Below are 1,373 nucleotides of genomic sequence, written 5' to 3'. Positions count from 1 at the left end.
AAATGTGTGTCCGGAATCGCCGATTTTCATGGGGTGACCTGTAGGTTTCAGGAAAGTATATGCTTCCGGGGCATATATTTGGGTCTCGAGCGTTCAATCCTCGGTGTGGCAGCGTTGGTGTGCTATGTGCGGCGTGGTGTGGTGTCGCAATGTCAAAGAACCAACCTCGCTGCTACTGCGGCGGTGAAATGAAACGCAACGGCACTACCAGCAAAGGCACCGCCAGATGGCGCTGCAAACAATGCGGCGCCTCCAGCGTGAAACACCGAAGCGACATCACCAACGCGGCAGTGTTCACCCAGTTCATCGAGCATTGCACCACCGCAATATCGCTCGACGACCTAGCCAAACGAAACGGTGTTAGCCGAGCCACCATGAAGCGGCGCTTCAAGTGGTGCTGGCTCGTTGACGTGCCGGACCCCACCGCCGGCCACGACAAGCGGGTCTACGACCAGGTATTTCTCGACGGCACCTACACCGCCGGCGGCTGCCTGATCGTCGCGGCGGCAATCGACCACGTGATCGCCTGGCACTGGTGCAAACACGAAACCACCCGCGACTATCAACTGCTGCTTGAACGCATCGAAGCGCCACTCATCGCCGTCATCGACGGCGGCCAAGGAGCCTACAGCGCGATCAGAAAGTGCTGGCCGACCACGAAAATCCAACGCTGCCTCGTCCACGCCCAACGCGTCGTGCGACGCTACACCACCTCACGCCCGCGCACAGATGCCGGGCGCACCATCTACAAACTCGCGCTGAAACTGACCCGGATCACCACGCTGGATGCAGCCGCCGCATGGGGTGCGCAGCTGCACGAGTTCTCCACGCTCTACCGGTCATGGATGGACGAGAAAACCCTGATCAAAGACCCCAAAACAGGTGCATGGACCCGCGTGTGGACACACCACAACGTGCGCAAGGCCTACAACAGTCTCAACCACCTCTGGCGAAGCGACCTGCTGTTTGTCTACCTCAACCCACCAGCAGCAGTCCTTGCGCCCGAGCGGATCAAATCCACCACCAACAGCCTGGAAGGCGGGATCAACGCCCAGCTCAAACTGCTCGCCAGAACCCACCGCGGCAGATCAGGCGAACGACAACGCCGCATGCTGGATTGGTGGCTCTACTTAAAAACGGAGCTGCCTGACGATCCAGTACGAATCGCCAGGCAGTCCAACTGGGGCCAGGACCAACTCGCCAAAGTATCCACCCTGACCCGAAACGAGAACCAAGCCGACCACCAAACAGGACGACCAGCCCTCTACGACAACGGTATCGATACCGAGTACACCCACTCAATCGGCATCCAAAAAGGCCAGATCTAACCCCCACGACACGCCGAGCCAGACACACATTTTGACCCTTAACCC

The 1,373-nt window shown here is 59.2% G+C and carries 1 protein-coding gene; it reads left to right on the top strand.

The window, feature by feature from the left end; translation table 11 throughout:
• Positions 1-149 precede the first annotated feature (149 nt).
• A complete protein-coding gene (locus tag KBX17_RS11415) occupies positions 150-1,328 on the top strand; it encodes an IS1249 family transposase (protein WP_256019915.1) in 1,179 nt (392 codons plus the stop codon).
• Positions 1,329-1,373 lie beyond the last annotated feature (45 nt).

The organism is Corynebacterium sp. CCUG 65737 (assembly GCF_024454115.1).
GTDB classification, from domain to species: domain Bacteria; phylum Actinomycetota; class Actinomycetes; order Mycobacteriales; family Mycobacteriaceae; genus Corynebacterium; species Corynebacterium genitalium.
This window is presented reverse-complemented; position numbering and strand designations above follow the sequence as displayed.

Excerpts from the sequence above, each read along its gene's own strand:
- KBX17_RS11415 (WP_256019915.1), top strand. The coding sequence starts at position 150 with ATGTCAAAGAACCAACCTCGCTGCTACTGCGGCGGTGAAATGAAACGC.